The sequence below is a fragment of the Paeniglutamicibacter sp. NPDC091659 genome (genome assembly GCF_044756805.1).
Taxonomy (GTDB): Bacteria; Actinomycetota; Actinomycetes; order Actinomycetales; family Micrococcaceae; genus Paeniglutamicibacter.
Genome location: NZ_JBIVTO010000001.1, coordinates 362,937 through 382,264 on the forward strand (window position 1 = coordinate 362,937; position 19,328 = coordinate 382,264).

At 57.4% G+C, this 19,328-nt stretch carries 14 protein-coding genes; 11 read left to right on the forward strand and 3 right to left on the reverse strand.

The window, feature by feature from the left end:
- The first annotated feature begins 718 nt into the window (after positions 1-718).
- Complete coding sequence (locus ACIQLF_RS01745) at positions 719-2,323, forward strand: ATP-dependent nuclease (RefSeq protein ID WP_400293868.1); 1,605 nt, start codon at positions 719-721, stop codon at positions 2,321-2,323.
- Positions 2,301-3,392, forward strand: coding sequence for a UvrD-helicase domain-containing protein (locus ACIQLF_RS01750; RefSeq protein ID WP_400293869.1), 1,092 nt, complete (start codon positions 2,301-2,303; stop codon positions 3,390-3,392). Before ACIQLF_RS01745 ends, ACIQLF_RS01750 begins: the two co-directional genes overlap by 23 nt.
- Positions 3,393-3,455: 63 nt before the next feature.
- On the opposite strand, the gene ACIQLF_RS01755 is transcribed toward ACIQLF_RS01750, so the two are convergent.
- The gene (locus tag ACIQLF_RS01755; protein ID WP_400293870.1) at positions 3,456-4,028 is read right to left on the reverse strand and encodes a recombinase family protein; all 573 of its coding nucleotides are present in this window, start codon (positions 4,026-4,028) and stop codon (positions 3,456-3,458) included.
- Between the two features lie 306 nt (positions 4,029-4,334).
- On the opposite strand from ACIQLF_RS01755, the gene ACIQLF_RS01760 reads away from it, so the two are divergent.
- Complete coding sequence (locus tag ACIQLF_RS01760) at positions 4,335-7,487, forward strand: DUF3427 domain-containing protein (RefSeq protein WP_400293871.1); 3,153 nt, start codon at positions 4,335-4,337, stop codon at positions 7,485-7,487.
- A 37-nt stretch (positions 7,488-7,524) separates the two neighbouring features.
- Here the strand turns inward: ACIQLF_RS01760 and ACIQLF_RS01765 are convergent, their stop codons facing one another.
- Positions 7,525-8,289 carry an IclR family transcriptional regulator gene (locus ACIQLF_RS01765; RefSeq protein WP_400293872.1) on the reverse strand — a complete coding sequence of 255 codons (765 nt, stop codon included), beginning with the start codon at positions 8,287-8,289 and terminating at the stop codon, positions 7,525-7,527.
- A 136-nt stretch (positions 8,290-8,425) separates the two neighbouring features.
- On the opposite strand from ACIQLF_RS01765, the gene ACIQLF_RS01770 reads away from it, so the two are divergent.
- From ACIQLF_RS01770 to ACIQLF_RS01780, 3 genes are read left to right on the forward strand one after another with little or no spacing between them, the layout of a single operon-like run.
- Complete coding sequence (locus ACIQLF_RS01770; RefSeq protein WP_400293873.1) at positions 8,426-9,811, forward strand: SLC13 family permease; 1,386 nt, start codon at positions 8,426-8,428, stop codon at positions 9,809-9,811.
- 45 nt (positions 9,812-9,856) lie between these two features.
- Entirely contained in the window at positions 9,857-11,077 is a 1,221-nt protein-coding gene (locus ACIQLF_RS01775) for a CaiB/BaiF CoA transferase family protein (protein WP_400293874.1), read from the forward strand.
- Between the two features lie 14 nt (positions 11,078-11,091).
- Positions 11,092-11,892: an enoyl-CoA hydratase/isomerase family protein gene (locus ACIQLF_RS01780; RefSeq protein WP_400293875.1), complete on the forward strand. Its 801-nt coding sequence runs from the start codon at positions 11,092-11,094 to the stop codon at positions 11,890-11,892.
- A 243-nt stretch (positions 11,893-12,135) separates the two neighbouring features.
- On the opposite strand, the gene ACIQLF_RS01785 is transcribed toward ACIQLF_RS01780, so the two are convergent.
- Entirely contained in the window at positions 12,136-12,816 is a 681-nt protein-coding gene (locus ACIQLF_RS01785) for a GntR family transcriptional regulator (protein WP_400293876.1), read from the reverse strand.
- Positions 12,817-12,946: 130 nt separating this feature from the next.
- Between ACIQLF_RS01785 and ACIQLF_RS01790 the strand changes: the two genes are divergently transcribed.
- From ACIQLF_RS01790 to ACIQLF_RS01810, 5 genes are read left to right on the forward strand one after another with little or no spacing between them, the layout of a single operon-like run.
- A complete protein-coding gene (locus ACIQLF_RS01790; RefSeq protein WP_400293877.1) occupies positions 12,947-13,975 on the forward strand; it encodes an NAD/NADP octopine/nopaline dehydrogenase family protein in 1,029 nt (342 codons plus the stop codon).
- Between the two features lie 2 nt (positions 13,976-13,977).
- Entirely contained in the window at positions 13,978-15,453 is a 1,476-nt protein-coding gene (locus ACIQLF_RS01795; protein ID WP_400293878.1) for an ABC transporter substrate-binding protein, read from the forward strand.
- A gap of 45 nt (positions 15,454-15,498) precedes the next feature.
- Entirely contained in the window at positions 15,499-16,404 is a 906-nt protein-coding gene (locus tag ACIQLF_RS01800; RefSeq protein ID WP_400293879.1) for a carbohydrate ABC transporter permease, read from the forward strand.
- Positions 16,401-17,369 (forward strand): carbohydrate ABC transporter permease, encoded by a 969-nt coding sequence (locus tag ACIQLF_RS01805; protein WP_400293880.1) that lies wholly within the window; start codon positions 16,401-16,403, stop codon positions 17,367-17,369. Before ACIQLF_RS01800 ends, ACIQLF_RS01805 begins: the two co-directional genes overlap by 4 nt.
- On the forward strand, positions 17,366-19,291 hold the full coding sequence (locus ACIQLF_RS01810; RefSeq protein ID WP_400293881.1) for an FAD/NAD(P)-binding protein: 1,926 nt from the start codon (positions 17,366-17,368) through the stop codon (positions 19,289-19,291). The genes ACIQLF_RS01805 and ACIQLF_RS01810 overlap by 4 nt, the downstream gene beginning before the upstream one ends.
- Positions 19,292-19,328 lie beyond the last annotated feature (37 nt).

Here is a 19,328-nt window from a genome sequence, read left to right on the forward strand (position 1 = left end):
CCTCGGGCGGGGCTTTAGTTACCAGCGGTGTCTTCCTCTTCGAAGATGGGTAACGGGGCGTCGGCTGTACCCTTTCTCGTCTTACGTGGAAAGGATTGCGTAGGGGAATCCGCTGTTGCACCTGCGGAACTGAATCGATCACAGCATCGTCTAGCGGATTCTTTTTAGCTGCAGGCCTTTCTGGTTTGGAAACCCTGACTCGTGGGAGCTCGGGCGCCGGGAGCAGTTGAGCGTGGATCCTTGCGGCGTCGCCTACTGAGAGGGAGGTACTTCGATCATTTGCAACTATCCCCAACTGGCTTGCAGCCTTCAGAACAGAATCGTGATCGGTTCCCGCAGTAGTAGCAATCTCGTCGATAGACCTCTTCAACGGGCTTCTGGGTGCTTCTTGCTCCCGCTCGAAATTATCCTTATGTTTCCCGATCATTGCTTATCCCCATTTCAAACGATCCCACGTCCCAAACCAAAGCTATCCTTGGCCACCGACGAAATGGTAAACGGCCCACATGCTTGCGGTGCCAATTTTCAGAAAGTCGCCTGCGGCAAACTTTCATGACCCGAAGTTTCGTGAGAAATGGACTTTGAAGCACCGCGACTTTTCCCCGGCACACAACCCTCTTGGATCGTGAATCAGCCATTGAACGGACCCGAAACGACAGCCGCCATGGGCGATAATCAGAACAGCACATGGTTGGCGATCTAGTAATGAGGAAATGAATTGATTTCTCGGCTTGTACTGAAAAATTTTCTTCAATTTGAGCATCTTGAGATGGAGTTCGATGAAGAGCTCAATATCTTGGTGGGGGACAACGACACTGGCAAGTCAACGATTGTCAAAGCACTGGAAATGGTCCTGACCGGCCGTATCGGAGGGCGCCCGCTAGAAACAGAATTGACTCCGCATTGGTTCAACCAAGAAGTTTGCCAGCGCTTCTTTGAAGCCATCTTTGCCGGAAAAGCAACGCCTCCACCGGCGATTGTTATTGAGGCCTATTTCCGCGACGAGGCATCACTCAGCGTGCAAAAAGGCAAGAACAACTCACTGGCGCTCGACGTTCCTGGGATCCGGGTGGAAATTGAATTGGATTCTTCTTACGCCGCAGAATATGCCACCTATATGGGCGAGCCTGACAAGGTCGTCTCAATTCCGGTGGAGTTCTACCGAATAAACCGCACAGACTTTGCCGGCCAGAATGTTGCCGGCACGCGCCCGTTGGTGACGACGGCGGTGATCGACGCTTCAACGCTGAAGCTACAGAGCGGGACGGACTACTACCTTCGAAGGACCATCAGCCAACACCTTTCCCCGGATGCACGAGCCAAACTCTCGTTGGCCTTTCGATCCCACCGCGAAGGCCTGATCAAAGACCCGGCTTTCACGGCGGCCAACACCTCCATCAGCGCTACTCGAACAACGATGAGCAAGAAGAATCTGACACTTGCGACGGACGCTTCGGCCAAATCTTCGTGGGAGTCCGGGCTCGTTCCCCATCTCGACGGCGTACCCTTCGACCTCATTGGGCAAGGTGAGAAGTCCGCATTCAAGATCTTGCTGGCACTCGACAAGGGCGGTCAGGACCGCCATGTGGTCATGGTCGAAGAGCCAGAAAATCACCTTTCACATGCCAACCTAAATACCCTGATCGAAAGGATCAGGGACAGGATCGTCGGTCAGCAACTGATCATCACGACCCATAGCTCATTCGTGCTCAACAAACTCGGCATCGACAAGCTTCGTCTGATGTCCGGTTCTACCTACACCACGCTGAGCGCTTTGAGCCTAGAAACGAAAAGCTACTTCTTGCGCCTGGCCGGCTATGACACGTTGAGGATGGTGTTGGCCAGAGCTGTCATTCTGGTCGAAGGCCCTTCGGACGAACTGATCGTCCAGAAGGCGTATCTCCAAAAGTACGGCCACTTGCCCATTGCAGATGGAGTTGATGTGATCAGTGTCCAGGCCCTCGCCTTCAAACGCTTCCTTGAACTTGGTGCCGCGCTGGGGCGCAAAATCGCGGTCGTCACGGATCTTGACGACGACAGTAGCGATGCCAAAGCGCGCAAGCGCTTTGAGGATTTCGAAGTCCACGGCCAAATCCAAGGATTCGTCGGGAAAGTGGAGCACGGACGCACTCTTGAACCACAGTTGGTTGCCTCTGCCGGGCCAGCGCTAAACACAGTCTTTGGCACCTCTTATGGAACAGCGGCCGAGATGGCGAAGGCCCTGACAGCTGGAAAGACTGAATCGGCACTGACCATTTTCGAATCCCCGATCAGTATCAACATGCCTGGATACATTGAAAATGCCATTGAATTTGTCCAATAAGGCCATCGTGGCGTCCGCCGGCTCCGGCAAGACGGAAGAACTTGTTGTTCGTGCCCTCTCCGTTCCACCAGTGCAGCGGGTGCTGTTAACCACGTTTACTGACAACGGCGCGAACGAGATCCGCGCGCGGTTCATCAAGAAGGCTGGCATCCTCCCAGCGAACATCGAAGTGATCCCGTGGCTCACATTCCTGCTTCGACATGGGATCAGGCCGTACCAGAACCCGACCCTGGGCGTAAACGTCGTAGGCGGACTTCACTTCGACCCGAGGCCAGGGCGTCCCAAGAAGACAGATGTCCACCGCTACTATCTCGACCCATCCGGCAATGTCTATCGCGAGTTCTTGGCGGAACTCGCGGTTCTCTTGAACGAGCAATCCGGCGGGGCCGTCATTGACCGGATATCCGGCATTTTCGATCACTTATATTTTGATGAAATTCAGGACATCTCAGCGCGGGATTTTGAATTCCTCGAACTACTTATGGGTTCCACCACAACGGTCACCGTGAGTGGGGATCCCCGACAAGGAACTTTCTCCACCACGCAGTCCCGGACCAACCGAGCCCTCACAAAGTCAAACATCGTCAGATGGATTGATGCACTGGAGGCCAAGGGAATGATCGAAAAGGAAGTTCACCGACATTCCCTGCGCTGCAACCAGTCGATCTGCGATTTCTCCGATGCGCTTTACCCCGACTTGGAGCAGACACAATCCCGCAATTCAAAATTCACAGACCATGATGGCATTTTTCTAGTTAAGAGTGCCGACGTGCCCCTCTACGCCGGCAGACATTCCCCACAACTCCTAGTGTGGGACAAGAATTCAGAAACGTATGGACTGAGGGGGCGAAACATGGGCGACGTGAAAGGCCTTACTTACGACCGCGTCCTAATCAACCCGACGACCACGATGATCAAGCACCTAACGTCAGGTGCCGAACTCAAGGACGGGACTCGAGCGAAGTTCTACGTTGGCATAACCCGAGCTCGCCATAGCGTTGCCATCGTCCTTGATAAGCCGGGCAATTCCGAGATTCCCTACTGGAATCCACCGTCAATTGATCCGTAGGACTTGGGGGAAGATTGGGGGAACGACTTACTTTCGCTGGTTGCGATCCTTTACGAGCAGGTTTCATTGAGTCCGTTGAACGATTCGGTACACCGTGCTCCGGGCGATCCCGAAGAGCTCGGCGATTTCCGCGGACGTGTGTTGTCCTCCTTGGTGGAGTGCGACGAGGTGTTTTTCCTGGGCGGGGGAGAGCTTGGGTTGCTTGCCGCGGAGCTTGCCCTTGGCCTTGGCGATTTGCATGCCTTCGCGGGTGCGGGCGCGGATGAGGTCGGATTCGAATTCGGCGACCATGGCCAGGACGTTGAAGAGGAGCTTGCCGACGGGGTCGGTGGGGTCGTGGATGGATCCGCCGAGGCTGAGCTTGACGTTTCTTTTGGTGAGGTCTTCGACGATGTCGCGGGCGTCGGGCAGGGAGCGGGCGAGTCGGTCGAGTTTGGTGACCACGAGGGTGTCGCCGGCGCGGCAGGCGGCGAGGGCCTGTTGGAGTCCGGGGCGTTCGCGGTTGCGTCCGGTGAGTCCGTGGTCGACGTAGACCAGGTCGTCCGGGACGCCGAGGGCCTTGAGCCCGGATTGTTGGGAGCTGAGGTCTTGGGAGTTGGTGGAGACGCGGGCGTACCCGACCAGGTGCGGTGACATGTCTCGAGTGTAGCGTTTGTGTCACCTTGGCGGGACGGTTTTGCGGGCGGGGCAACCGCGAATCGAGAGGCCAGGTAGATCCCCGGCTTTTCAATGTATTTGAATGTCTGATTTTTGGTGCTCGGATGTCGCGGTGGGGGATCCTTAATAAAGAACCCAGATAGGCCTCCGATTGCGCAATAACTAGATTCGAAGATGAGCGCCTGCACAAAACGATGGATTCCTCAAAAATTGAGGAACGCAGGACTGCCCATCAATAGTTGCGAGAACCCCCTAATGGATGCCTATTTCCAGTAGCCTGGCCACATGGAGATTGCCGGAACAAATAACCAGTTCGACTTGGGTGAAGGGGTTTTCGAGAGCCTGCTGACAGAGCGGTTGGCCAACCGGCTGGAATCGTTGGCTGGTTACAGGCGTTCGGTGGAGGCAGTTCGGGCTGAGAACGCACCGAGTGAACTGGCCTGTTTTCTTGGCCGGGCCATCGAAAACCGACTGAGTACGCTGGAACCAACTCAGATGATCACGCTGACCAATCAGCTGCTTGAACTCATAGGTCACGACGACGACATTCTGCCAGGGCCGCAGAAGCTCATAGAGCTACAACGCGAGGACGACGTCCGTGCGCGGTCATTCAAGAGACCACAAACCTCCATGAGTGCAGCAGCACTTCTCACGAACAGTCGCGAAGACCCACAGCTGGCCGCTGAACTGCGAGCCGAACTTTCCTCAGCGAATCGTATTGACCTGTTGTGCGCCTTCATCAAGTGGGAAGGCTTGAGGCTGCTTTCCGAATCGCTCGAGGCGCTCAAAGACCACGGCATCCCGATACGCGTCATCACCACGACCTACATGGGTGCCACCCAGCGCCACGCCATTGATGAATTAGTTCGCCGATTCGGTGCTGAAGTCCGGATCAACTACGAGACCAACGCGACGAGGCTCCATGCCAAGGCATGGATGTTCCACCGCAACTCGGGGTTTGATACCGCCTACGTTGGGAGTTCAAACCTCAGCCGCCCAGCTCTGCTTGACGGGCTCGAATGGAATGTGCGGCTATCGGGCGTCGCAACCCCCGGACTCCTGCAAAAATTCGCACTGACCTTTGACAGCTACTGGGAAGATGACGCCTTCGTTCCCTACGATCCTGACACGGACGCGGAGCGGCTGGATGCTGCATTGAAACGTGCCGGCGGAACAACTGCAGAGCGAACGCTCGGATCCACTGGCTTGGAGGTGCATCCGCTATTGCACCAGAAGGAAATGCTGGAAGAGCTTGATGCCGCACGGACAAACCGCAACGAGCACCGGAACTTGGTGGTTGCTGCGACGGGCACCGGCAAGACGGTTCTGGCAGCACTGGACTACAAACGCCTGTGCGAATCAGCGGGACGGGAACTCACTCTCTTGTTTGTGGCACACCGCAAGGAAATTCTTGAGCAATCCCTGAAAACGTATCGCAAGGTCCTGGGCAAAGGTTCCTTCGGCGAAATGTTTGTCGACGGGCAAAAGCCGATCGCTTGGAAACACGTGTTCGCCAGCGTGCAGTCACTGGCGGCATTCGGTCTCGGCAAGATCGACCCACGGGCTTTTGACGTCGTGGTGATCGACGAATTCCACCATGCCGAGGCATCCTCGTACCGCAAGCTCATTGAGCATTTGAAACCCATCGAATTACTGGGACTTACAGCAACGCCCGAACGAGGTGACGGCATCAACGTGGCGGACACCTACTTCGATGGACGGATTGCCTCTGAGCTGCGTCTGTGGGATGCCCTGGACGCCGATCTGCTGGTTCCCTTCCACTACTTCGGGGTGGCGGACGGCGTCGACCTTAGCGCGATCGAATGGAAACGAGGGTCCTACGACCTGGAGCAGCTGAGCAATGTGTACACGGGCAACGACATGCGTGCGCTGAAGATCATCAACGAACTTCGCGACAAGGTGCTCAGTACCCCCATGATGCGCGCGCTGGGTTTTTGTGTCTCGGTACAACATGCGATCTACATGGCCAAGGTCTTCAACGAGGCTGGTATCCCTTCGGTGGCAGTGTCGGGAAACTCGAGTACCGAGGAGCGCGAGGGGGCACTGGCCAAGCTACGTGCCCGGGAACTGAACTGCATCTTCGCCGTGGACCTCTTCAACGAGGGACTCGACGTGCCGGAGATCGACACGATCCTTCTGCTGCGTCCCACCCAGAGCTCGACCATATTCCTTCAGCAACTCGGACGTGGACTGCGTCGCGCCGACGACAAGGCAGTGCTCACCGTGCTGGACTTCATTGGCCAGCAACGCCGGGAGTTCCGCTTCGACGTCAAGTATCGTGCCCTGTTGGATGTTCCGCGCAAGAAGCTGGAACGCATCATTGACGAGGGCGCGCCAGGGCTGCCATCGGGATGCCAGCTCATGCTTGACCGGGTGGCGCGCACCATCGTGCTGGAGAACATTCGATCCCAACTCAAGCTCAACAAGCCGGCGCTTGTTCGTGAAATCAGGTCCCATGGACTGCTTGGGCTGGATAACTATCTTGAAGAATCCGGCAGGGACGTCAAGGACGTCTACCGCAAGACGGGGGATTCCTGGACGGACCTGCTCCGCCGTGCTGGGCTGATCTCAGCGCGTTCCCCATGGGAGGAAAGCCTGGTTGAGTTTGAAGTCGCCCAGCAGGACGAGGAGCGTGAGATGCTCAAGAGAGTCACTCGTTTCCTTCACATTGATGATGCCGAGCGCGCCGAGGCGTATTCAGACCTGCTTTCCATCGATGCTCCACGTTATGCGGAACTGGGGGATCGGAAACAGGTATTCGCGCGAATGCTGTTCTTCACGTTCTGGGACAACGGCGGAGGCTTTGCCACCTACGACGACGGGCTAGATCGTATCCGTGCCAACGGATACCTGGTGCAGGAGTTGCTTGCAGCATTTTCACGTGGCGTTGCTCGAAACCCGCATGCACCCAAGGGACTGCCACTGGGGTTGCAGCAGATTCCGCTGTACTCCCACGCCACCTACCGGCGATCTGAAGTGCTCGCGGCCCTAGATTATGGTTCCTTGGAACAGGGCAAGGGCGTTAACCACCGCGAGGGCGTTGCCTGGTGTCCGCAGGTAAGTGCAGATGCTCTTTTCGTGACGCTGAACAAGGATGAAGCCGTCCAAGGTCCCAATACGCTCTACAAGGATTACGCGATCAGCCCACGACTCTTCCACTGGGAATCACAGAACGCAACCGCTCCAACCAGCCCAACAGGACGGCGCTACCTGAACCGCAAGGAACACGACTCACATATCTTGCTGTTCACCCGCGACGTCGCAAAAGATGTAGACGGGATGGTCATGCCATTCACCTGTTTGGGTGCCGTCGACTACGTCAAGCACCAGGGTTCCAAGCCGATCGCGATCACCTGGAAATTGCAGCGTGAAATGCCTGTCAGCGTATTTACCACTGCTAATGCGGTGGCGCGCTAAGGCAAAAGCGGCCGAGGCTGCCAGTTTGTTGTCCACCTCAACGGCGAACGCGCCCCGCACCGTCCAATGAGCGTTTTCCCAGAAGGACGCTGATTTCACGGGCAGTCCGCGCCACCGCAGTGCCAAAATCTTCAAACTTCGCAGCGACAATTCGGCTGGAAGGGCCGGAAATCGACACGCAGCCGAGGGGCTTTCCGGATGAGCTGACGATTGCCGCGCCCACCGACGTGATGCCGCTACTCAGCCCCTCTTCGTTGATTGAATAACCGCGTTCCCGGGATTCCCTGATGAGCTGCCAAACGCTGCTGGGTTGGGTTTTTGTTTGGTCGCTGACCTTCTCGAGCGAGCCGCCCAGGATGTCGTGCACATATGCGTCCGAAGATGCTGCGAGAAATGCCAATCCGGTCGCCGAGGCGTGGAGCGGAATCTGGGTTCCCAGAGCCAGGAAGGCCCGCAGGACGTGTGGCGTATCGAGGCGTTCAACCACGACCAATGCGTCGCCATCGGGGACACACAAGTGAACCGTTTCCTGGGTGTCCAGCTGCAGGCCGTTCATGGGACCGATGGCCACATCGCGGAGATTCGCGCCTATGCTTGCCCTCGCGGTGACGGCGTAGGCGTGAATCGTCAAAGACCATGCCGCATCGCGCGACTCGCTTTGCGTGACCCAATTCAGCTCCTTCAGGGTGCTGAGCATGCGCAGAACCGTTGCCTTCGATGAGTCCAGCTGCTTGGCGATATCCGAGAGCCCGATGGGCTGGTGCAACGAAATCGTCTCGATGACTTTGATTGCCGTCACCACGCTCTGCGTACTCATTTAGATGTTTACCGATCTTTCCTTGACCAACCACGGGTTGTGATATAGCTTACATCCACATTCCAGAAATGAACCGTCGGTTCACTGGATGAACCATTCCCGTTGTTGTGAAAGGTTAGGCATGCTTTCTCAAGTTCTTGCTCTATTGATCTTCGTGGGGATTTTCGCGCTGGCAACCCTACGCAAGGTCCACCTGGGCGTCATCATGTTCGCCGCAGCAGCGGGCGTTGGTATCTGGCTGGCCGACATGAAGCTCAGTGAGGTGATCGACGGTTTCCCGATCTCCATCCTCGTGTTACTGGTGGGCGTCACCTACTTCTTCGCGATCGCCCAGGCGAACGGGACGGTCGATCGGATCATCGAAGCCGCCATCGCCAAGGTGGGCGACAACGCCTTCATCCTCCCGCTGGTCTTCTTCGCGCTCACTGCCGGTATCTCCGCCATGGGATCGCCACTTGCCGGTTTGGTCATGACGCCCATCGGAATGCCGCTGGCCAAGAAGTACGGAATCGACAGGATGCTCATGGGCCTGGCGATTGGCTGCGGCTTGAGCGCAGGCGGTTTCGCACCCACGAGCCTCTTCGGAATCGTCACCTACGGTACCGCACACTCGGTCGGCATCGACCTGAACCCGCTGGTTCTCTTCGGCGTGGCACTCGGCGCCAACCTGATCCTGCTCTTCGCCGCGTACGTGATGTTCGGGGGCTTCGGATTGCTCCGCTCGCAGAAGACCGGCGGCCTGGACAACACCGCCATGCCGCGCTTCAGCAACAGGAAACCACTGCCCGCCCATCCGTTCGAACGCGAAGGCCTGACCGAACGCAGTCGCCAGGCGGCGCAGGCCGGCGTCCGGGTCCTTGAGACCGTCGATGTCCCGGTTGAACCGCGCACCAAGATGAATGCCACCCAGCTCATCACCGTCCTATGCATGGCCGGCCTGGTGGCAAGCGTCATTGCCTTGGCCGTGTTCGACCGCAACCCGGACATCGGTGTGCTCTGCTTTGCCTTCGCAGCGGTCATGACACTCGTCGACCCGAAGACCGGCAAGGCCGCTGTCAGCCAGATCGACTGGTCAACGGTGCTGATGGTCGGAGGAATCATCACCTTCGTGGGCGTCCTGCAGAAGATGGGCGCCGTGGAGATGCTGGGCGACGCTGCAAGCCAGATCGGCACACCCCTGATCGCGGCGCTTGTTATTTGCCTGATCGGCGGCTTGGTCTCGGCGTTCGCATCGACCACCGGAATGCTGGCGGCACTGGTTCCCCTGGCAATCCCGTTGGTCGCCTCAGGAGACATCGCCGGATGGGCCGTCATCGCGGCACTCGGAGTTTGCTCCTCGATCGTGGACGTCTCCCCGTTCTCAACGGTGGGCGCAACACTGGTGGCAACCGTCGACGAAGAGGAACGGCCCCGGATCAACCAGCTGTTGACGCGCTGGGGACTGTCAATGGTGGTTGTCGGCCCACTGCTACTGGTTGGGGCACTCGTCGTACCGACGATGTTTTAGCGCCCTCCGCCACTCACCACTACCTTGACCAAGGAGCACCACTTGATGCCACTGAACGGAATCCGAGTCATCGACCTCAGCCGCGCGCTTGCCGGCCCCTATTGCACGGCGCTGCTGGCCGACATGGGTGCAGAGGTCATCAAGATCGAGACAACCAGCGGGGGAGACTCCTCGCGCGCCTGGCCTCCCTTCCAGGGGGACCACAGCCTTTACTTCGACTCGACCAACCGCAACAAGAAGTCCATCTCCGTGGATCTCTACAGCGAGGAAGGCCGGGACCTGCTGGACCGGCTTCTGGCCGATGCGGATGCGCTGGTGGAAAACTTCAAGCCCGGCACCATGGAAAAGATGGGGCTCGGCCCGGACCGGCTCCGTGAAATCAACCCGCGCCTGGTCGTCTCCTCGATCACCGGGTACGGCGCGGCCGGACCGTGGAAGGACAGGGCCGGACTGGACCAGGTGATCCAGGCGGCTTCCGGGCTGACCTCCGTGACGGGCAAGAACGCCGAGGAAACCTACCGCGTGGGGATCCCGCTGGTCGACATCGCCACGGGCATGGCCGCGGCCTTCGCGTTGGTGAGCGCACTCTACTCTCGGCTGAACGGCAACGGGGCCGCGCGGGTTTCCACCTCCCTGTTTGAAACCGCGCTTGGTCTCTCCGCGTTCCAGGGCCAGACCGCCCTCTCGCTGAACCGGGCGCCGGTGCCGCAGGGCAACAACCACCCGACGATTGCGCCCTATGGCGCCTATGCCACGGCGACGGAAAACATTGTGGTTGCTGTCGGCACGGAGGCCCAGTGGAAGGTGTTCTGCTCCATCCTGGACCGTCCCGAACTCTTCAATGACCCACGCTTCGGCACGAGTCGGGACCGGGCGATTAATAGGGATGAACTCAACGAGTGCATTCTGGAAGTCCTTGTTGAGCGGCCGGCGAGCGAGTGGATTGAAACGATCAATGCCGTTGGAATCCCGTGTGGCCCGGTGCTCGATTACCTGAAGGCGGTCAACAGCGAACAGGCGCAGGCGCTGAAACTCATTGCCGAGACCCAGCGGGCAGATGGTTCAAGACTGCGTCTCCTGCGCGGGCCGATCAGCGTCGACAACGAACCAACGCCTGTCAGGCAGGCGCCACCTGCGCTCGGGGAACACAGCCGAGAGATCCTGGACTCCATGGGGTTGTCCGCGGAACAGATAGATTTACTGGTCATCGAGGGCATCGTTCGCGAACCAAAGGCGCTGAGCCAGAGCGGAGTGGCAGCACGATGAATACGGAAACCCTGGTGGCCGCCACCGAGTGCGGGCAGATCAACCTCGAAGTTGACGGCTGCATCGGCCGGATCGTGATCGACAATCCGCGCCAACGCAACGCCATGACCCGGGACATGTGCATCTCCCTGGCGGAGGCCGTGCAACGGGCAGACGCCGACCCACGGGTCAAGGTCATCACCCTGCGCGGACGGGGAAAGGACTTCTCCGCCGGCGCCGCGATCAATGAACTGCACCAGGTGCTCTTCGACAACGGCCCCGACGGGCAGATGATTGACCGGCTCAGCGAGGCCGACGCTGCGCTCCAGTCGGCATCCAAACCAACCGTCGCGTTGGTGGAAGGAATCTGCATGGGCGGCGGGTGGCAGATCGCATCGGCTTGCGACATGAGCATTGCCGCCGAAACGGTGAAACTGGCGGTGACCCCGTCCAAACTCGGCATCATCTATCCACGCAGCGGCATTGAGCGGCTGGTGCAGCGCCTTGGTGCCGACAAGGCAAAATACGTGCTGTTCAGCGCAGATCTGATCCCCGCCAAGAAAGCGGCAGATTGGGGTCTGCTGACCGAAACGATGCCGGAGGCAGAGTTCGAGGAGTCCAGCCAGTCATTGGTTCTGCGAATCGCCGAACGCTCTCAATACTCGGTCCACACCATGAAAGCGCTCATTGATTCCATGGTTGCCGTAGATGGTCGGGGCAGTGAGGCATTGTGGGATGCCGAATGGGCGCAACTGCCGGATAGTGAGGACTTCCGCGTAGGACAGGCGGCATTCCTGGCCGGGGGGCAACCGAATTTTACGTGGAGCGCACTATAAGATCAGTGCCGTGGTGGTCGCCGCCGACGCAGTACTGATAGAAACCAAATGGGGGCATGGCATCCGTATTCGGACGCAATGCCCCCGCACTGTTTGAGCCTAGTTACACGTCGGCCGGCGAAATGCTGCGGGCAATACAGTGACGAGACCTCTGCAATCTCTCAGTGGTTCGCGCAGCTGATCTTTTGATTCAGCCCGGAGAATGGAAAGTTCTAACCGTCGAGTGCCAAGGATCTGCGTAATCTAGCGGGTGTCGCTCTTGCCGGTAAGTAGCCCATAATCTTGCTCTTCGGCCATCTGTGATGTTATCTGCGTACGTGACCTTGAGATGCTCTCTTCGGTGATTGCTCTGGCACGATGTGGATCACCGCTCTTGATGGCGTCGATGAGTTCAGTGTGCCTGTGTCGCGGCGGCAATGGACCACCTTCGGCGGCACGAACCGACAAGAACCAATGCATTTGGTCCTGCAATTCGGCAATAATTTTGGTCATCTTTGGAATTCCCGCAAGCGCAGCAATGCCAACATGGATGGAACTATGAGTATCCAAGTCCGGGGAATTTTCATCGCTCCGTTGGAACACTTCATCCAGGTCCTCTAGATAAGCAATCTGGGCAGCCGTGGCTTTCAATGCGGCTATTTCACTTGCGGCTGGCTCCAGGAGTGCACGAAGCAAGTAGACGTGACGGATGTCGTTTGCAGAAATTCGGTTTACCAAGGTTCCCCGTTGGGGGAGTATCCGAATGAATCCCTCGGAAGACAGTCGGACCAGTGCTTGGCGGACAGGCGTTTTACTGGCGCCGAGTTCGACGGCAAGGGCGTTCTCGTCAATGACCGAATCTGGCATGAGCTGTGCGCTGAGGATTCGACCTTTGGCTAGGTGGTAGGCACGGTCGACAAGCGACACCTTGGATGAGGTCATCATTTCGCAAGATTACCAATCTAATCCGAAAAATTCTACTGAAATTTAAGTTGGATTTTTGCTTGACACGACTCAAATTTTAGATTGGACTGTTACTCAGATCACACGGGCAATCGAGAGTCGGAGGTGAAAGTTGTCCATTCTAATTTTTGGAGACCAGCAAGCTGTCAACGTTGCTGGATATGTTGCATCCGTTTCTGGCGAGATGGTGTATCTCAGTGCAAGCAATCAAGTTCCAGTCGTAGCAGTAGAACGAGATGGCGGCGTGCTGGCAGTCGATGTCATTCCGCTATCGGTGAGGGAAGCAGCGAGCCAACAATTCGAGGCGGCAATCGTCGTCACGGAGTCGCGCAGGCTTCGAGAGGCCATCGAACCCCTTCGATTTGCGCTTTCCGGAAAGCCGCTGTTGCTTGCACCAGGCGGATTTGGTGGCGTTTTGCGGGTCAAAAAGTGGTTCGAGGAATGGTCGTTGGTTCCACCACGCCTGGCGGAGACCACCGGATTCCCAGTCTCGGGAACCATCGAAAACGGAAACCTTAGATCTCACACACTCAAGCATTCCCTCCCGTTCGCCGCTGAATCGCTTGTGGCGACACAGGAGCTATTGAGCTTGTTCGAGCGCTACCTGCCGGAACTTACCTTGAGCGACCTGAGCACGACGTCCCTGTCCAATACGAACCATATGATTCACCCCAGTGTGGTGCTACTCAACGCGATCCGTGTTGAGAACGGCGAAGAATTCAGTTTCTACCGCAATGGGTTGTCACCCGCCGCTGGACGTCTCATCGAACGAATAGATGCCGAACGAATCGAAATTGCTCGACGCGTCGGAGCCGAGGCACTCACCGTTCGTGAATGGATGATTCGTTTCTACGGCGAAGAAGGCATGATGGGCAACGGAATTGTCGAGTGCCTACTCAACTTCGCCAATTTCGAGCGGGTTCCATCACCACCAAGTCTCGACTACCGATATATCGCTGACGACGTCCCATTCGGCGTCGCACAGTGGGCTTCCTTGGCCAGGACCTTGGGGATAGAAACGCCCGCCATGGATGCGTTGCTGGGCAACATAGAACTTCTCGCGGTTGGAGTCCCCCTGGAAGCCGATCCGATCACCACCGAACTGTTCCTCGATCACCTCGCACTACCCAAAGGAGTCTGACAATGAATGCTGGAATGGAAAGCGAACACGCAACTCTGCGGAACCTCAAAAAACGTTTGGTCAATGGAGACCTTGGACGCCGAGGGTTTCTTGCCGGCGCCATGGGTCTTTCGGCCTCGGTGCTCCTGAGCGCCTGTGCCGGGGGCACTGCCTCAAACGCTGGTTCGCCAGGAAAAACCAGCAACGTCATTCCTCTGTACACGGTAGAAAACGATCCGGCCACGCTGGCCTTCTACAACCTGACAATTGAGAACTTCAAAAAAGACTTTCCCGACATGGACGTCAAGGTAACCGTCTACGCGGATGCCAACCAACTCCAGTACCTCACGACGGCATTCCAGAACAAGGTAGACGTCGGAATCTTCTCCCCGGCGGTGAGCTCATTCCCCGACTTCGCTCGGGCCGGTCATTTGTCGAACCTGGATGACCTGGTCAAAGAGATCGGGGCCGATGATTTCATGGACGGCACCCGCATCATCGTCGACGGACATGACGTCGCCATGCCGTTGCAATCCAATTCGTCTCTGGTCTACTACCGCAAGGACCTGTTGGAGGGTGCCGGTCTATCCGTCCCCAAGACCTTCGACGAGTACTACAACGCCATCGAAACCTTGCACGGCAAGGACGGGATCGCCGGCATGGCGATGGCGGTCGGCCCGACCCCGCAGCTGCCCCTGCAGTTCTTTGCTCCGTACATCTACCAGTCGGGCCACGACTACTTCGACCGTGAAGGCAATGTCACTTTCAACAACCCCGACGTCCTCGGCGCCGTTGAAAAATTCGTATCCGTCATGAAATTCGCACCGAAGTCCATGCACAACGCGGCATTCGGAGACATCGTTTCCGCATACACGGCCGGACAGGCCGCCTTCGCCACATTCCCCGGACGCATGGGAGCGGTCATCGCGGAGCGCGACCCGGAACTGGCCGCCAAGACCGGTGTCATGCGCATCCCGGCCGGCGACTTCATGACCGGAGATCTGCACTTTGGTTCGAGCCAGCAGTACGCGATCTACTCGAAGACGGCCAACCCGGAGATGGCCCGCGAATTCTTGAAGCGACTGACCACAGGTCCCGATGCACTCGCTTTCGCGAAAACGGTTCCCGGCCACTTGCTTCCACCGTTGAAGAGCGTCATGACGGAGTTCAAGAAGGAGCTGGCAAACCCCAAGGAAGAATTCTTCAAGAAGCATGGCGACTGGGTTCAGACCTTTATGGACTGCGCTCCAAACGCCATGACGGCTTCGGTCAGCATGGGCGCGGTGGTCGACGGAAAGTACGAAAAGAGAATCACAAACTTGGCTCCTTTCGGTTCTCAAATTTGGGCCGCACCTGCGGTCGACGGCGTGATGTTCCAGGAGATCCTTTTGGAGAACCGAAACACCAAGGAAGCATGGCAAGACGCCAGCAAGAAGATGCAAGACATCGTCGACAACTTCCGGAAGAGCAATCCGTCATGGAAACCGGAAATCATCTAGCCATGTTCCCGGTCTTATCCATACTCCGAAATGAGCGCTGACCCGATGAGTATCGACGTCAAATCACGAGCTGCACAACCTATTGCTCCAGAAAGCAAGGCAGCGGCAAGGAAACGCAGCCCCATGGCAACCCTCGGGCGGACATTGCAATATGCCGCACTTGTCACGGTCGTCCTAACCGCCATCGTTCCCATGTACTGGATTGTCGTGAATGCGATTCGTCCAGACTCGGAAATCGCCGCGTATCCGCCGACGATCTTCCCGAAGGAACTGACATTCAAGCACTTCATCGATCTCTTTGAGGTCTATGGATTCCAGCAGTACCTCACCAACAGCCTGATTGTTTCCTCGATAGCCACTGTGATTGCCCTGGTCTTCGGCATCATGGCGGCCTATGCGATGAGCCGGTTCGAATTCAAGGGGGTGCGTGCCGTTGGCGAGCTGTCACTTCTCGCCTACCTCTTGCCGCCCATCCTGGTCCTGGTGCCCATCACGCAAATTCTCTTCGGAAATGGCCTGGGCGATAACCGTGCAGCACTTGCGGTGCTGTACGTGGCGACGCTGCTGCCGTTTGCCTTGTGGATCCTGCGTTCGTACTTCTCGGGGTTGGGAATCGATACCGAGGAAGCGGCAATGATTGATGGTTGCACCCGCTTCGGGGCATTCATTCGGGTGGTACTGCCGCAAACCTTGCCGGGAATTGCCTCGACCGCGATCTTCACCTTCAATGCAGCCTGGAGCGAGTACCTGTTCGCTTCCACGCTCATGACGAGCAATGAAAAGCTGCCAGCCAACCCGGCAGTGTTCCTGCTGATGGGACATATGGGTACCGAATCGTGGGGCCTGCTCATGGCAGCAGCCCTCACCATCATTCTTCCGGTCATGATTCTGTTCTTCATGGCACAAAAGTGGCTGGTTGCTGGCCTGACTGAAGGAGCTGTGAAGGGTTGAGCACAACACTTGAGAAAGCGCCCAAGCAATCGTTGGTTGTTCGCCGTGGACAAGGCTCGGATCAACAGCCAAAGCCGAAGCGGTACCTTAGCGACAGGGCATTGGCCTACCTGTTGATATCGCCAGCGTTGGTTCTTATCCTGGTCTTCGCCGTCTATCCGTTTATTGTCGCCGTCATCAACAGCTTCAACATGGTTGACATCAACACCGGCATGAAAACGCCCGTTGGGATGGAGAACTATGTAGCCATTTTTGCCGATGCCAATACCCGGGACTCGTTCTTAAGAAGCATCAGCTGGACAACGTCGAACATGATCCTGCAGGTTGTTTTGGGCGTCGCGGTGGCAATGCTGCTGAACCTGAACCTCAAGGGCCAACGTATCGCCCGTGTCTTGGTACTGATCCCGTACATGGTTCCGGCCATCGTTGCTGCGCTGGTCTTTAGATTCATGTTCAACGACGTCACAGGCGTAGTGAACTTTGTCCTGATGAAAGTTGGACTCATCGATCAACCGCTCAACTGGCTTTCCGATCCAGCGATGATGATGCCGACGTTGGTCGCCGTAAATGTATGGAAATACTCCCCATTCTTCATTATCGTCGTCCTTGCCAGGCTGCAGTCGATCCCGAAGGATCTCTTCGAAGCGGTATCCATCGATGGTGGCGGCTGGTGGCACCGTTTCACGGCGGTAACACTGCCCTCAATCATTCCCGTGGTGCTTGCCGGCATGCTCTTGCGCACCATCTGGACGGCATACGATTTTGACGTCCCCTACCTGCTTTCAAACGGAGGTGGACCTTCTGGCTCCGCCGTCACCGTGCCGCTCCAAATCAGGGCACTGGCATTTGACCAGCAGCAGTTGGGGCAGGCCTCCGCATTGGCTGTGTGTACGGCAACCTTGTTGACTGGAGCTGCCTACTTCTACCTCCGGGGCTACCGCAAGAGTGAAAAGGCATCGGAATGACAGAATCTGATGCAGCTGCGATCCGCATAGCTATTGTGGGTGCGGGCCCGCGCGGAATCTCTGTGCTGGAGCGGCTCTCTGCAAATGGTGCCTTGGCCCAGGGTGCATCAACAAGTATCACGATCTTTGACCCTTTCGAACCTGGAGGGGGACGGGTGTGGGCCAGCGCGCAACCGCAGCATTTGCTGATGAACACCCTGTGCGCCGATGCCACACACTTCACGGATCGTTCGGTTCAGTGCGACGGCCCGATCGTCGAAGGCCCAAATCTCTACGAATGGGCCCAGATGGTAGCCAACGGGACTATAGAAACCGTGGACGCTGGCATCCTTGCCGAATCAAGCCGGATGGAACCCCACAGCCATCCTTCGCGAAAGATCCTGGGACACTACCTTGAATGGTGTTACGGCAAGGACCTCGAGCAACTGCCTGAGAACTTCACCGTGGCATTCGAACAACGCGAAGTGACGGGTCTCCATCGTGTTGGTGCCCGAACCATAGTGGAAACAGAAACCGACATCCACGAGTTTGACGTTGTCGTTCTCGCCACCGGGCACACGGATTCGCTGCCCAGTAAACAGGAGTCAGCGAATCGCGATTTCGCGGCGGATCATGGCCTCTACTATGGTTTGCCGTCCAACCCGATAAGCCAGGACTTGAGCAGTATCCAGCCTGGATCGGTCATCGCGGTGCGTGGACTGGGCATGAACTTCTTTGACTACGTCTCACTTCTTACCGAAGGCCGAGGGGGCCGCTTTGTGGAAGAAGCGGATGGGTCGCTGACCTATCTGGCATCCGGGCAGGAGCCAGTCCTTCTGGCAGGGTCACGGCGCGGGGTTCCATACCGGGCCAAGGGCGTCTTTGGTCAGATGACACCACAGTTTGTAGCCCGCTATCTGACACCGGCCATCGTTGAAGATCTCGCATCCCTGGAACGTCAGCTCAATTTCATGGAAGACCTTTGGCCGCTTGCGGTCAAGGACGCGGCGTATACCTATTACAGGGTCCTTTTCGAGCAGCATCCAGAGCATTTCGCCGGTACGTTTGAGGACATTGTTGGCGGCCTGGACAGCTTCAACTGGGAAAGCCCCGAGATGGAGAAGGTCTTGGCAAATGCCGTGCCAGGACAACAGCATCGGATTGACTTCGACGCAATGGACAAGCCACTGGCCGGGAAAACCTTTGGTACATATGACGACTTCCTTGACTGGTGGAAAACCGACTTGGCTGAGGACTACGCGGAAGCAACCAAAGGTTTCCAAAGCGCCACCAAGTGTGCGGCGGTCACCATTGGTGCAGCGAGAGGGGCGATTCGTAGGCTGGCACGGTACGGAGGGTTCACGGGGGAATCCTATGCCAAGGATGTGCAGGGATGGATGCGCGGCTTTGCCGGTTCTGTCGCAAGCGGTCCGCCGGCACAGCGCATCAACGAACTCAAGGCCCTCGTTGAGGCCGAAATCGTCTGCCCTCTGGGCCCCGACATGGTTGTTGAAAGATCGAACAGGTATTTCAGGGCCTTCTCGCCTGCGATTCCCGGAATGATCCATGAATGCGTTGGATTGCTTGAGGCCCATCTACCTGGCAACCACGCAAGCCGAAGCAGTTCATCGCTGCTTCGCCGAATTGTTGAAGACGGGACCGGACGGCTTTTCCACATCCCGAACCCTGGCCAAGAACCTTTCATATCCGGGGCACTCGAGGTAGGGCAGGAACCGTATGCCCTAATCGCCGCCGACGGAACCTCGCAGGACGGAATCTATGTGGTGGGAGTTCCGCTGGAATCCATCCACTGGGGTACGCAACTAGGTCCCTTAGGGCACACCAATTCCCGGTTCCTGCGTGACAATGACGCCGTGGCGCGAGCCGCAATAAATTTCGGAAGGATGAACATTGCTGCATTGGAAAGCGCCCAACGCGCTTAGAAGTGAAGTTGCGAGGCTGACAAGTGTTTCGCTTGAG

What these genes read in the sequence shown, in the direction of transcription:
- ACIQLF_RS01750 (WP_400293869.1), top strand. Translation starts at nt 2,301, where the DNA reads ATGCCATTGAATTTGTCCAATAAGGCCATCGTGGCGTCCGCCGGCTCC.
- ACIQLF_RS01755 (WP_400293870.1), bottom strand. Translation starts at nt 4,028, where the DNA reads ATGTCACCGCACCTGGTCGGGTACGCCCGCGTCTCCACCAACTCCCAA.
- ACIQLF_RS01760 (WP_400293871.1), top strand. Translation starts at nt 4,335, where the DNA reads ATGGAGATTGCCGGAACAAATAACCAGTTCGACTTGGGTGAAGGGGTT.
- ACIQLF_RS01770 (WP_400293873.1), top strand. Translation starts at nt 8,426, where the DNA reads ATGCTTTCTCAAGTTCTTGCTCTATTGATCTTCGTGGGGATTTTCGCG.
- ACIQLF_RS01775 (WP_400293874.1), top strand. Translation starts at nt 9,857, where the DNA reads ATGCCACTGAACGGAATCCGAGTCATCGACCTCAGCCGCGCGCTTGCC.
- ACIQLF_RS01785 (WP_400293876.1), bottom strand. Translation starts at nt 12,816, where the DNA reads ATGATGACCTCATCCAAGGTGTCGCTTGTCGACCGTGCCTACCACCTA.
- ACIQLF_RS01795 (WP_400293878.1), top strand. Translation starts at nt 13,978, where the DNA reads ATGAATGCTGGAATGGAAAGCGAACACGCAACTCTGCGGAACCTCAAA.
- ACIQLF_RS01800 (WP_400293879.1), top strand. Translation starts at nt 15,499, where the DNA reads ATGAGTATCGACGTCAAATCACGAGCTGCACAACCTATTGCTCCAGAA.
- ACIQLF_RS01810 (WP_400293881.1), top strand. Translation starts at nt 17,366, where the DNA reads ATGACAGAATCTGATGCAGCTGCGATCCGCATAGCTATTGTGGGTGCG.